Below are 12,859 nucleotides of genomic sequence, written 5' to 3' on the forward strand. Positions count from 1 at the left end.
AATCGCCTGATACCCAATGCTCATCACTAATATGCTCCACGACTTCAAAACCTTCATCTTAACCATTAAAGGGGGTGGTTCAAGCTGTTTTTAACCCAATTTAACGTGCTTTTCTGCATTATAGGGTGTGTCCCACGGCTGTTTTTGCCCTACTTTTCGCCCTAACTCCGCCCTAACTCTCGTACTTTTCGAGTTGTAACGACATCTCTATTCCCATCCCTTGACACCTCCTCCTTTGCTAAAAGGTGACATAGTGGAGGTGCCAGCCCTTGGACTTCTTTTATCTCTCCCCTTAATTTAGTACCTTTGTGACGAACGGATATTAACACTTTAGAGAATACGACAATGAAAACGATTTTGAGACTTATGGCGGTATTGGCTGTGGTAATGGCTTTGACCGCGTGCAATGGCAAAGACAAGCCAAATGGAAAGCTGGAGCAGGGCGCAATGCTCTACATCAATGTGAAAAATGGAAACCTTAAAAGTATGGACGTACGAGCAACTGACAACAAGGACGGGCTTTTGACCCCTAGAGAAATAGTGGAGCAGGCTGGAATGTTTTTGTTTACACACCCAGACGGCAAAAAGAATAGCAACATCAGCATTCTACCCGAGCAGAAAGACTTGGAGAATGAGCGTATCAAAATGTGGGGCGAGCAGGTAATCCACGCAGACGGTACACTTAATGAGTACTTTATAACGTTACGTGACGTGCGCATATTAGCACCAAATAAGCTAGATAAGGACGGTAATATGCTTCCCGAGGACAATGTAGTTGGCTATATCCCAAATGAGGTAATGGAGCGTGCCGAGAAAGAAATACGTAAGGAATACGCCGCTGGCAATTATGATAAGGTCTATAAGCTATTCCAAGACGCATATACCGCCACTCCGATTAACTTAGAAATGTGGGAGGCACTTCAAAAGGAGGGTAAGCAGTAACTCACCACCATTCAGATAAACCAAAGGGGGGGGGGTAACCGATAATGGCTACCCCCCCCCCCCTTTTTTTTATTTACTCCGCTTGGAAAGCTATGTAGCTAAATCCCACTGCCCACCCGTTGTATCGCTCCGACTGCAAAGTAAATCTCACCTTGAATGAGTAGGCACTCACATCAGACACCACAGGACTTGCGGGGTCGTTAAAAGCATTTACAAGTGGTATATACCTATCGTGCGGTATGGAGTGATACACCGTAAAGCTCTTGGTGCTGTAGCTGTATGCTGCACTAGCATAGGAATAGCTACTCTTGTTTTTATACCTGCCTAATCCCCTCACCTCTCTACCACTGCTATCAAACGTTGCCCCAGCTAACGGCATTCCGTTGCCTTGGTAGCTATCCGCGGTAATGGTGCCCTTGACCGTTAGGTTCCCTTGCATCAGCACATCTCCGACAATCTTAGCGATGAGGTTGTCGTAATTGAGGAGCATATACTTCGAGCGACCATAGAAGAAACTCGTCTTGTCTTGTGTGATACGCACCTCGGGCTTGGAAGTGTCTTTTGGGTAAATAGACCGCACTCTTTGCACCTCTGCTAACATTGACCCATTAGTGGAGGTAGTGCTGTAGTCTGCGACAAGATAAATCTCAAAGACATCTTCCTTTTGTACACTCGCCTGCGTGGCTGTGAGTTCCATTACCTTTGAGCCGGACTTCCTGTCAAATGGCATCTGCGAATGCTGAGGATTGTATGAGGACGAGGTGGTTGTCTCCGCTTTAACATAAAGGTCACCAGACTTCATTGTGTTTAAGATTGTGCCATTTCTCTTGTGCTCAATCTCAATATGTGCATTTACACTAGCGCTTGCTCCAAAATATCTCCAGCTTCCGTTTGGTAGCTCTATTTCTCTAACGCCCGCCTCCGCCTCGGCATATACAGTCACGAAAAACTTCACCTCTCTATTGCCTGCGTCCATCGTCGCCATACTTACGAATGTGCGTCTCGTCTCGCTTTCAGTGGCTCGCCCTCCTTTGGTTTGAAAGTCCAAATCAATATCTTTCATCTCCGTAGACGCATTCACCATATCGCTCTCGGTGCGTGCCTTACCTCCCACCTGCATATAGCTATTGAGGGCATCACCAAACCCGATATAGTTGCCATTGAAGAATAGCTCGCCAATGTGACCCACGCCATTGTTATTAAAAGCGGTGGCTTCCCCAACTTGCTTTAGGTCTGCACGCTTGCACACCTCCCAGCGAGTCCAGTCTAGGTTCCTACCACCCACAATCGCAAACCCCAGCTCATTAAGCTTTATTTTACGCTTGCTGTCGTCGGGCTTTTCAATGGCTTGTAGCTCCGCAAGGAGATTAACCCCCCACTTGGCATTTGCTCCGCTCACGGTTGTCTTTTTGTCCTTGTCGCACGTGTAGTTAATCCCCAGTCGCATCACCTTGGCTCCCTCGGTCTGCGTGCCACTAATCATCGCTGTGACGTCCTTGGTGTTAGGGTCGGAAAGGATAATATCATTCGTGAGTAGCAAACCACCAGCGGGCGTTGTGGAGCCATTCTGTAGGCTATCCAATAGGTACTGAATGCTCTTCACGTCCCCGTTATCAAAAAGTCCATTTTTAAGGGCTTGCTGTGCTTTGTCTAGTTTTTCAATAACCTTGGTTGCGTCACTTAGCCCCGTTTGTATCTCCTCAATTAGCTTCGGGTCGGCGTCCTTGCCCTCCGCTCTGATGCCAGTATCTACCCACTTCTCCCCGTCATAGAGTAGCCAATTCCCCTCCTTGCTAATCGTTGGGGGTGGCGTTGCGATGTCGTTAATCTGAATGTTTACACTCCTAACTGCCATATCAATTACCAATCTTTTGCGTTTGTATCATCATAGGAAAACTCAATATCATCAGCGACCCCGTCCACGTGTTCGCCAACTCCCAGCTCCAACTTGCTAGTTCCACTTGCTATCTGCGTGCCATTGAGCAACCAGCGGAAGTCACCCCCATTGGCTCTTGCTCGCTCCGTCACGTCCGTGACCCCCTTGCGGATAGTGGCGGTCACCACCACCTTACCATTCACTCCACCCTCCACCGTCTGCACGGCTCTAGGCTGGTCTAGCACCTCCCCATTGTCTCCAATCACTCGGTAAGTGGTGCGGAAACTCCCTTGACGATTAAGGCTAACGGTAAGGGCGTCATCTCCATTTTCCCCTTTGTTGCCTTTTTCTCCCTTATCCCCAGTCACACAAATAGGGTTCGTTTCAATCTGCCCTCCAGTCGTGTAGTGAATGCGGGTCTTAGTCCAAATCCAATAACCCTCCTTTGGCGTCGGTGCCGTCTCTGACCACGCTCCACTAGCTAGGGTGGTGTTAGATGATGATAGATAGTACAGCTCTACTATCTTTGCAATCCCTCTGCCGTCCTTTCCGTCACCGCCTTTAGCTCCGTCCTTGCCGTCTAGGCCGTCCTTGCCTTGAATGCAAGTGACCCCTCGCACCTCCTCTGTGCCGTCCTTGAGATACACTTTCGTGCGTTGCCAAAGGGCTTGACCCCTAGCTGGTGTCGGTGCGTTCGTCTGCCACCCACTCGTTGGGGCGGTATTCCTTGAGTTGGAAATGGCAAACTCCACGTCCACCCTTTCTATCAGCTTTTGATAGCCACGCTCCACGGCTTCTATTTCCGCCTGTACATCCTCTGGAGCAGGTGTCCAGTCAGTGGGTGTCGTCCCTCTCTCTATTTTAATCTTACCATCCAATCCACGCCACGAAGCACCGACTTGGATGAAAAGAAATGTATCACCCTCCACCGCTTTAATCTTAATCGTTGTACCCTGCACTCTTGTGTTAAAAGTACGTGCTGGTATCTCCGAATTATCCGTTGGAATCGCCTTGATTTGAGAAATAGAGTACCTAAACAAAGGCGAGGTCTCCTCTGGGCTTGGGAAAATCTGAATCGTATAGTCACCAGAGGTTATAGGAGTATAGTAGCAAATTGAGCCATCGTGGTAAAATCTAACATTCCCATCTCCCTTGATGTAAGCCTTTAGCACCCTCCCCTTTGATGCTAGGTTGCGACCTCCCACTTGCACACTCGCTGGTATCTGCTTATCAATCTCCGACTTCGCATCTTTGATAGCTTTTAGCAAAGCTTCCCGCGTGGTGTCATAGAGAGCAAATGCTTGCGTGACCACCTCTCTCTCCGCCTTTGTTATTTTGCTATCCGCAATAGCATCAGCGATAGCTTTTTGTAGTTTGTCAATGCTCCCAGTGCCACTAGCTATCACCGCATCAGCAGTCGCTTTGAAACCCTCCTTATCCGAAAAATAAGGGCTTCCAAGAATGTAATCCACGTTGCTTTGTAGCTGTGCTTGCTCCTCATCAATTCTCTTGCTAGTGTCATTGAGGTTTGCTCGCTCCTGTTCTGATATGATGCCGTCCTTGATGCTCTCAATCCACTTCCCCTTGATATCCTCCGTCTCCTTTTTTAGGTCTGCGATATTGTCCGTCGCCGCCTGCAAGTCACTAGACAATACTCCTAGCTTCTCCCTTAACTCCTTAACCTCTGCTACCGTGGCATACGGCTCCACCCAGTCAGTGTCACTGTACAGATACTGCGGTGGCGTGTTGGCTTTGATACAATGCTTGTACCTCCACTCCGTGCCCTGTTTGTAAATGAGAATATCCCCCACCTTATAGCTGTCACCATTGGCGGGGGTCTCCGTCCAAATCTTGACCGTCTCCCCCTCCATTTCGGCTATCTTAGCGATTGCCGATGATAGGGCGTTATCTTTTACCACCTCCCAGCCATAATCGGCGGGGTTGCTCGGGTCTCCACCCGTTCGCAAAGTAAAGCGATAAGCAGTGTTACCCTCCTTATCAAAGTAAGCATCCCCCACGTGCGTGGAAAAGATATCCGCCTTCGTTTTGTCGTCGGTGATAGGCTTCCCATTGTCTCCCTCCAACCAATCCTTGACAATCGTGCCGTCCATTGTCGGTGCCCCGCTCCCCTCATAGCTATAAACCGCCTTATCCACCTGCTTTTTAAGTCCCGCCACCATATCCGATAACGCCTTAACCGCTTCGGGGGTCGGTATCTTCACCGCCACCGAGGAGCCGTTGGGGTTGGTAATCGTTATCACCTGCTTTTCGGGGTCAAAGCTAACGGTTGGGGAGGGTGCAAAGTTGTTGAATAACCCCGTCACACTATAGGTATAACGTGGCACAAACTTCATCACTCCAGTATCGGCATCAGGCTGTGGAATATTCTCCTTTGCGTAAACCGCCATCCATTGGAATCTTGCGGTCTCGCTCACGCTCTTAGGGTCCTCACTCCAACCTGTCTCTTTAAGGGCTTTGTTCAACCCCTCCAGCGATGCCCATCCACCCGTTTGTGTTGGTGCCTGTGGCGTCTCACTCGTGTTTGTAAGCTTGAAATACTTAATATTATTCGCGTCGTCCTCAGGGTAACTCCGCACCCCAGTATCTACATACTTTTTAAGTTCATTGCTCCACTGGCCCCAATTGCCATTAGCCAGTATCATTGCGGGCATACCGTCCACACGGTCCAGAATTGCGACATTAACTCTTTGCTTTGCCATTGCTCTCTACTTATTTAAGATTATTATACTCCTCTTCTAAAACCTGCGGGTCGAACTCCGTAAAGACATTCGCCACCCACATCACATCATCAGAAGTGAGCGTCACCACATCTCTACTTGCATTCGCTTCGCTCCACTCCTCATCGGTTACCCCCTTATCGTCATAGCCGAGCGGGCTTTTGCGTCCCCACGCGTATAGCCTCCTTTGGCTCTTAGCCATCACCACCGACACATCTTCGCGATTTCGGAGATACCGCACCGTTAGCGACACCGCACGGAGTTTCGGATTTTTCGCTTTCTCATCTACATACATCGGTGCCCCCTCATTTAGATTAATGATTTGCACCTCCCAAATCGCTGGTATCTTATCCTCCACCTCCTTAATCGCTTCACCGACATTTGCCTTGCTTCCGTCGGGGCGCTTAAATGTAATCTTGTCGCTATAGATATCGCCAGTCTCTAGGTCGATGAGCATATTACCGCTCCGTGAGCGTATGTACCTAGTTGCAATATGCGAGGGGCTTATCTCCGTAAAGCCATACAACGGCGTAAAGTCACGGCTCCCCTCCCCACCATTCAGCAACCCCACAAGCAAGCGGTCGGGGGTGATCTGTAGTGGCTTTGTGCTAACGACATACCTCGGAGTTGGCTTTAGCTCCACATAAATATGCGCCTGCTGTTCGTCTGGCTTTAGGGTGTAAGTGAGTGCCGGTATCGTGGTCTCCACCGTCTTTGGCTCTGGCTCTAGGGTCGTGCCTGCCACTCTCTGACGTATCGTTTGCTTTGGTATCGTCACGGCACCGCCCTTACCCTCTGTCCAACTAAAGCCACCACCCACAAACTCAAACTGCAAGGCAGGTGAGCCAATCACCGCATACATCGTCTGCAACGTCTCGGGCTTAAGTGCCTTACTAAACCCCTCCACCTTTAGCTTCTCCACCATCTCCCGCACCGCTTCAGTGTCTTTGTAGGTGCGGTCTTGGAGCTTCACCAGCCCCGCCCGCAGCTCCTCACGCTGTCGCACCTCTGCATTTTCAAGGGTAGCGATCTGAGTAGCTAGCGAGCCCACCATATAGGGGGCATTGGAAAAGGTGATGCGAGGGGTGTATGGGCTGTTCAGTGACGTCCGTACCGAGCTAATCCGCACCTCACTAGAGGCGCCCTCCAGTCTCACAATCGTGCCGACCACCAGCTTATGAGCCACCGTACCCCAATTCTTCTTCGCCCAAAGCCCATCCAGCTCCGCACGATACTGCAGGCGTGGCTCCAAACGCTCCGCCATGTACTCCGCACCTCTCAGTAGCATCTCACCCTCGGCACTTGTGATGTACTCATCAGGGAGCGAGCAGCCAAAGATAGCATACTTATCCCCCACAGCAGGGTAGAAGGTGGTAGGCTCAGGCATCAACACACCGTCAATCTCCTTACGCACCAGCTTGAACCGCTTCTCACTGTGTACATAGCCGACTAGCTTATCCTCCTTCGTGGCGAGGTCAAATGTGCGCCCCGCCAGGCGACCGCTTTGGAACTCCAGTCGCATTGTGTCCCCTCCCACTCGGTGCTGACCATAGTCAATTGTATTGCTACTGTCTAGGACGTCCCACTCTTCGCCCACCTGCTCCACCTTGCTCACCGTGCCGACCCGCTTAGGATAGACCGAGGTAGCGTCAAAGGCACGCTCCGAAGTGTTGAGCCGTGTGTCCCCTTCAAGCGAGATGTACCGCCCTTCAGCGTCCGCAGTAAAGGAGTGACCGCCCACCGACACCTTGCCATTCTTAAGGAGATGCAGTTGGTGCCCGCCATACTTCGCAGGGTCAATGTTGCGGTCACCACCCACCACATAGAGCCGACCGATTGCCGTCTCCTTGGGGTCTGGCTCCACCGTGATATCCTTTTTCAGTCCATTGCGATAGGCAAGCAAGAGCGGATCCGACTTGTACCGCTCCACCCTGCCGAAGGAGATAGCCCCGTCCGTCAACTGCACCTCCGTTTCAAACTTAGAGGCCACCATACGGCACGCCTCCAGGAGCGAGGTGTTATTGAATGCAATCACCCGAGTGGCGTCGCCAGTGGTGCAGGCACCCACCTTCCAGCTAGGGAGGCAGTCCGATATAAGCTCTGCATACTGGTCCGTCCGACCCGTAAAGACGAACTTCGTCCGCCCCAGCTTGTCCTTTACTAGCACCCGATCCAGCTCCAAGTGACGACCCTCGAGGTTAAGCGTATAGCGGTACTCCCGTGTGCTTACCTTCACTACCTTAGGGGTAGAGAAGAGCGAATACCGCTCCCCTCGCCACGTCACGTAGCAGAGTTCAGGTACCAATACCTCCTCCGCCAATACAAAGTCAAGAGAGATGCGGTTGAACCGCTCCAACGTCTCCTCACAAAAAGAGCTATCCAGGGCGACCACCTCTCGCCACAGCTTACCATTAGGGTTATATATCTTCATAACGTCAAAAAGTTTAAGTCCACCTCCCAATAAAATGTATCACCATACAGCTCAAGGGCAGAGGTACCGCCCGATTGATACTCCATCTCCACACCGTCCACCAGCGTCTTAGGGGCAAAAAGCACCGATACCAGTCGGTCGTACGCTCCCCATAGCTCCGCCCCCTTTGCCTTGATTAAGAGCTTTAGAGAGCGAGAGCTCCGCCCCTGCACTACCGCCCCAGTCGTTACATAGAGACCGCCCACCATACCCGTTACTTCTTCCGAGGCTCCCGGCTTAATTACCACCGTGCCACCTGCGAGCTGCGACCCCTCAAGGAGTGCTTCCGATAGCGTCGTTGGCGTCTTAGATAGCACCACCTTAGGGGTGTCCAGCACGCCCGAGAGGCGCACCTCCGTAAGAGCTTCGCTGAACTCCTCCCGAGTGGCATTGGTGACGCGAAGGGGGACCACCCTGCCGAGGAACTGCACCTCTGCCACCTCTTTACTGAGTAGCGAAGCCCACAGCCCTGTCACCTGCGTAGGGTCTAGCCCAATGATCACCTCTACCTCCTTACTACTGGGATAGAGTGGCTCAGTGGTATCCACCTCTGTAGGGGCGTCGCCCCATTCATTCACGAGCCGTTTCTTGGGCTTCGGAGGGGTGAAAAGCGAAGCAAGCGACCCCTGCTTCACCTCTACGTCTATTCCGTTGATTGTCATCTTGATTGCCATACCTCCCTTACTTCATCGTTAACCCGTTCGTCACCACGTCCTTAATGTTGGTATCAATGCTACGTGTGTGGCTCTCCACCTGCTCAGTGAGTGAACGGATCGCCCGCACCTCTTGCCACCCTTTCGCCTGCAGACTTAGGAGCGTGGCGGAGTAGGTGTCAAAGTTTTTGGAGAGCTTATCCACCATCTGTACCTGCAGATTGAGGAGGGCGTTATTCTCATCTACACTCTCCTGCGACGCTTGGGCAATGCCCTTCGCCTCTGCGTGTCGGCTATCCTCAGTGGAGAGAGCGTCACTGCCAATTGCCTTCGCCATTGCCTCATACTTCTTCCGTACCGCCTCCGTGGTGCTGTAGTAGCTTTGGCGAAGGGCTTCTATCTCCGCCTCCGTGTAGGTGCCGTCCTCGCCTGCCTTGGCGAAGTCATCATACCACTTCTGCATCTCCTTCACGAGATACTTATTCTTGATAATCCGCTTAATCGCATTCTGCATCGTCTTTTCAAACGTCTCCGCAGGCGACTTCATCGCATCATCTAGGTTGCTAATCCACTCGAGTGCGTCACTCGTTACCGCATCTAGCGAGGTGCCCGTAATGGCATCCTTTCGCTCCTTCTCCGCATCTGCTATCTGCTTCTGCATCTCTAGGATATTAGAGTAGTAGTCCTGCATCTCCTTACCGAGGGCTCCCCATAGCTTGGGCGACTGCTTGAGCTTCTCTATCTCCTCAATAGATAGCTTCTTGAGGTTCTCAAAGGCGTTGAAACTTCCACTGAAGAAGAAGCCTTTATGCTCTCCTTGGAATATATCCCGGCCGAGCGTCTTCTTCAGCAACTCCGCCTCTTCTTTCAGTCTAGCCACCACGTAGAAGCCGTGCGAAGACTTGGCACCGATGCCGAGGAAGCCGTCCTTTGCACCACTTGACATCCACTTACTCATCATCTCGTAGGTCTCCTTCTGCCCCTGCTTGAGGAGGGAGAGCGTCTTTTTGTACGCCTCACCCACCTTGTCGGGGGAGAGGGACCGCATTAGCTCTAGGTTAGCACGAGCCAACTCACGGGTGGAGTTGATGAGCGACTGGTACGCCTGCTTCTGCTCCTCACTTAGCTCCGTATTCTTTGAGAACCACTTGGCTACCCTCTGCATAATAGAGATAGCAGAGCTGATGATAGAGAGGATAACTGTGCCCGCCTCCAGTGTTTTAAGTGCCTTCTGCGTCCCAGTGGTTGCCGTCTTCACTCCCTTCACAGAGGTATTAGCAAAGGTCATAATGCCGTCAATCATACCGATTACAGAGGTGGAGAGCCCGCCTGCCTCTTGTATGATGCTCCCGAGCGTACCACCCACCGACTGCCCGAGTTTGTCAAATCCACCTGTTAGGTCAGTGAGCGTCTTATGGAGGTCTTGCCACTCCTTAAAGCTACGACTGGTGCCACCCTTGCTTGCCTCCCTCTTCGCTTTCTTAACCGCCTCTATCAGCTTCACCACCTCCGCACGCTTTACGGCTAGCTCCTCAGGGCTAATATCGGTGCCAGTCTCTAGCACCTCAAGGGCGGCCTGAGCCTCTGCGAGCTTCTGAATAAGGGCGTCCAGCGACATATCTGCCACCTTATCTAGCCACTCTTGGAACTCATCGCTACGCATTGCAAACTGAAGGTCGATCGCCTCTAGGGCGGTCTTCTGCTTCTCCTCCACCTCCTTAATATTCCCCTCGTCGCCACGCTCACGAAGTACCGCAATCTCTTTTTCTGCTTCCTCCATTGCCGTCCGTCGCTGTTGCTCATAGGTGGCGTACTTCTCCAGTAGGCTCTTGTAGTACTTATCCTTATCCTGTGCATACTTCTCCCCTGCCTGCGCCTCTAGGTCGTAAAATAGGGCGTTTGCCTGCTCTTGCGTCGCCTTGTGCTTGATGATGTACTCCTGCTTGCTCTTATTGACGTTGTCGAGTGCTATTTGGTACTGAGCTTCTATCAGCTCCATACCCGATAGGCCCGAGATAGCCGACTGCCGAAGGCTGTCCGCCCCGCTCTCTACCTGCTTGTGTACGCTCTCCTCAAAAGACTTGCGTAGGCGTGCTGCCTCCTCCGTTAGCTTCTTCGCCTTGGAGTCGCCAGTAGTGGAGGTGCCGAGGAGTCCATTCAGTGCCGACTTAGCGGAGTTGAGTTCCTTTGTTTTCTCCTCGATGAGTGTCGCAAAGGTCTGCCCCTCCTCTAGTTTCCAATCACCCTTGCGGAGCTTGCGGAGGTCTTCCTCTAGCCCCTTTACCCTGGCTCTAGCACTATCCACCTCTCCACTGAAGGTAGCTTTCTTCACCTCTTTATCAAAGCCGGTCAACGTCTCCTTGGCTGTCTTGATACTGCGGTCTAGCTTCTGCATCTTATCCACGTCCATGAAGTCAGTGTAGCCCTTGAGGTTTGTTTCTGCTACCAGCTTCTCCCGCTCCTGGAGTAGTCTGTTCACCTCCTTCTCTTGCAGTGCTCGCTTATCGGCGGTGGTCATTCGGGCGGTGGCTAGCTTCCGCTCCTCCTTGGCAATATCCGCTTCGGCTACCTTGATATCTGCTTCTAGCTTGCTCAGTCGCATTGCACTACCTTGGTCAACCACCACGATATTTTTCTTCTGCTCCCTCAGTTCATCTAGGTGAGCCTTCTTCTTGGAGAGCAGTAGGTCTTCATTGGCCTTCGTGAGCTCCTTGGTGAGCTGAGTAGCGGTCATCAGCTTAATCTCCTCATCGCTCATATTCTTGAATATCTCGGGGAAGAGGTCGTTGAGCTGAGTGCGTGCGTCGTAAAGCTCCATAAGGGTGGAGGACTCGCTCTTCATCGTCTGCACCGCTGCCATCGCCTTCTCCTTAGCCTCTTCGGCGTCGGCCTTTGCCTGTGCGTTAGCTTCATTCAGACGCCCCTGAGCTTTCTCCACCTCGGTGGTGCGATCCCGAAGTATAGCGTAGGCAGCGACCAAACCTATCACCGCTCCAACGAGTGCTACAATCGGGTTGCTCAATAGGGAGGTGTTGAAAGCGGCCTGCACAGCCGTTGCTTTTCTCGTGGCGGTGATGAACCCAATAATTCCTTTTGCGTGCATTCCGATCACTACAGAGTAGAGAGCCACTGCCGCCTTGGCCGCCCCAAATGTGATGATAAGGGTGCCGAGCGCCTTGCCCACCTCCTTATAGTGCTCTACAAGGAAGGAGACGCCCTCTAGTCCCTTATTGAGCATACCCTCACTGGAACGCCCAATCTCATTGTACATTATCTGAATGGCGTCCTCGATATTGGAAATCTGACCCGTGAGCGACTTACTTTGCTCCTCCATAAGGTTATTAAAGCGGTTGGTACGCATACTCTGCATCGCCTGCTCAAACTCCTTGGCACCCACCTTGCCAGCGGAGACCAGCTCAGAGACCTTGTCCTTGGTGACGCCAAACTGCTTCGCCAGCTCTTCCGCCAAAGGAATACCACGCCCCATAAACTGGATCATATCACGGGTGTAGACGCGCCCTTGCGTCATCGTAGTACCGTAGAGGTAAACGAGGTCACCAAGTGGGAGGGAGAGCCCCGAGGCGATATCCCCCAGCATCAGGAGCTTATCATTGATATCCTCCGCTGCCACCCCGTAGGCGAGGAGTTGCTTCGCCCCTTGCGTCACCCCTTGGAGGTCAAAAGGGGTCTTTGCAGCGGTGTCGGCCAGTTGTGTGATGAGTCCCTGAGCCTTGTCGGCACTCTTTAGCATCGTACCAAAGGCTATCTCCAGCTGTTGGAACTCACCACGCACGTTCACTAGCTTATTCACAAACCCAGCGACTGCCCCACCAGTGAGGAGCCTTGTCAGCTTCCTGTAGAGTTGGTCAAAGCTCACGGAGATAGTATCATTTGCTCTTGCACCTTCCTTTACGCCCTCTGTCAGCTCCTCCATCTTCCTCTTCAGTTCATCTACCGCCTCACTGCTCTTCTGAGTGTTAATCTCTGGGAGCTTAAAAGCGGTTGGCGGGAATTGGAAGCCCCCAAATGGGTTGCGGGGAAGCTCAATATCTGCCTTTATCTTCAGATGCTGCTGTATCATCTGCTCGGTGCGGGCCGTCATCTCCGTGAGGCTTTGGAGCTTCCGTAGGAACTCCCTATCGTCTAGGTCAATACTGTATGATTTGTGTGCCATCTCTCT

The 12,859-nt window shown here is 52.0% G+C and carries 6 protein-coding genes; 1 reads left to right on the forward strand and 5 read right to left on the reverse strand.

Features of this window, described 5'->3' with window-relative positions; all coding sequences use genetic code 11:
* The first annotated feature begins 345 nt into the window (after positions 1–345).
* A complete protein-coding gene (locus HMPREF3027_RS06920) occupies positions 346–942 on the forward strand; it encodes a hypothetical protein (RefSeq protein WP_141756247.1) in 597 nt (198 codons plus the stop codon).
* Between the two features lie 73 nt (positions 943–1,015).
* Here the strand turns inward: HMPREF3027_RS06920 and HMPREF3027_RS06925 are convergent, their stop codons facing one another.
* The 5 genes from HMPREF3027_RS06925 to HMPREF3027_RS06945 are packed head-to-tail and all read right to left on the reverse strand — an operon-like array spanning position 1,016 to position 12,853.
* A complete protein-coding gene (locus tag HMPREF3027_RS06925) occupies positions 1,016–2,797 on the reverse strand; it encodes a hypothetical protein (RefSeq protein ID WP_141756248.1) in 1,782 nt (593 codons plus the stop codon).
* Between the two features lie 5 nt (positions 2,798–2,802).
* Positions 2,803–5,538, reverse strand: coding sequence for a GA-like domain-containing protein (locus tag HMPREF3027_RS06930; protein WP_070707777.1), 2,736 nt, complete (start codon positions 5,536–5,538; stop codon positions 2,803–2,805).
* Positions 5,539–5,548: 10 nt separating this feature from the next.
* Complete coding sequence (locus HMPREF3027_RS06935; protein ID WP_070707778.1) at positions 5,549–7,987, reverse strand: hypothetical protein; 2,439 nt, start codon at positions 7,985–7,987, stop codon at positions 5,549–5,551.
* Positions 7,984–8,700 (reverse strand): hypothetical protein, encoded by a 717-nt coding sequence (locus tag HMPREF3027_RS06940; RefSeq protein WP_070707779.1) that lies wholly within the window; start codon positions 8,698–8,700, stop codon positions 7,984–7,986. The genes HMPREF3027_RS06935 and HMPREF3027_RS06940 overlap by 4 nt, the downstream gene beginning before the upstream one ends.
* 7 nt (positions 8,701–8,707) lie before the next feature.
* On the reverse strand, positions 8,708–12,853 hold the full coding sequence (locus tag HMPREF3027_RS06945; RefSeq protein WP_070707780.1) for a tape measure protein: 4,146 nt from the start codon (positions 12,851–12,853) through the stop codon (positions 8,708–8,710).
* Positions 12,854–12,859: the final 6 nt, after the last annotated feature.

The sequence above is a fragment of the Porphyromonas sp. HMSC077F02 genome, assembly GCF_001815465.1.
Classification (GTDB): Bacteria; Bacteroidota; Bacteroidia; order Bacteroidales; family Porphyromonadaceae; genus Porphyromonas_A; species Porphyromonas_A somerae.

Excerpts from the sequence above, each read along its gene's own strand:
- HMPREF3027_RS06925 (WP_141756248.1), bottom strand. The coding sequence starts at position 2,797 with ATGGCAGTTAGGAGTGTAAACATTCAGATTAACGACATCGCAACGCCA.
- HMPREF3027_RS06930 (WP_070707777.1), bottom strand. The coding sequence starts at position 5,538 with ATGGCAAAGCAAAGAGTTAATGTCGCAATTCTGGACCGTGTGGACGGT.
- HMPREF3027_RS06945 (WP_070707780.1), bottom strand. The coding sequence starts at position 12,853 with ATGGCACACAAATCATACAGTATTGACCTAGACGATAGGGAGTTCCTA.
- HMPREF3027_RS06940 (WP_070707779.1), bottom strand. The coding sequence starts at position 8,700 with ATGGCAATCAAGATGACAATCAACGGAATAGACGTAGAGGTGAAGCAG.
- HMPREF3027_RS06935 (WP_070707778.1), bottom strand. The coding sequence starts at position 7,987 with ATGAAGATATATAACCCTAATGGTAAGCTGTGGCGAGAGGTGGTCGCC.
- HMPREF3027_RS06920 (WP_141756247.1), top strand. The coding sequence starts at position 346 with ATGAAAACGATTTTGAGACTTATGGCGGTATTGGCTGTGGTAATGGCT.